This is a genomic window from Bacillus sanguinis, assembly GCF_018332475.1.
Classification (GTDB): Bacteria; Bacillota; Bacilli; order Bacillales; family Bacillaceae_G; genus Bacillus_A; species Bacillus_A sanguinis.
The window spans coordinates 1-486 of record NZ_BOQB01000514.1 but is presented as its reverse complement, the minus strand read 5'-3'; the positions used below and the strand labels follow the sequence as shown (position 1 = coordinate 486).

Genomic DNA, 486 nt, shown 5'->3' with positions numbered 1-486 from the left:
TACATATGTTGTTGTTAAAAATTTTGTTATTTGGTTTAATAGTGATAAGTAAGATGTATGTAATAAAATTTCAATCAAGTGATGAAGCAAATGACGAAAGAGGAAGAGAAATTCTATATAAAACAAATAATGCTTTGTACAATATTCTATATTTAGGTATCCTTGCCATTATTGTTTTACAATTAATTGATATTATTCCTTTGCAATTTCTACCTGATTTGTTGTTATATTTTGCACTTTCATTAAGTGTGTTAGGCAGTATTTTTATATTTATCAACAGAAACAAGAAAAATTACTAATATTAGTTAAATGTTTAATCTTGTTCTGTTAGTTGATTGAACAAAATGTTTTTTTAAGTAGGCTACATAAAATAATCAATCTTTTTCATGAAAATTTAAGGAAGCCAAAAGAACCCCACACATTTTAATCAAAATGTGTGGGGTTCTTCTTTTTATAAAATGAATATTTGTAGTGTAGAATATATCC

The 486-nt window shown here is 24.7% G+C and carries 1 protein-coding gene; it reads left to right on the top strand.

The annotated features are described in order from the left end of the window. Positions 1–5 precede the first annotated feature (5 nt). Entirely contained in the window at positions 6–299 is a 294-nt protein-coding gene (locus KI369_RS28135) for a hypothetical protein (protein WP_212958935.1), read from the top strand. Positions 300–486 lie beyond the last annotated feature (187 nt).

Coding starts and splice junctions, on each gene's coding strand:
- KI369_RS28135 (WP_212958935.1), top strand. CDS start 6: ATGTTGTTGTTAAAAATTTTGTTATTTGGTTTAATAGTGATAAGTAAG.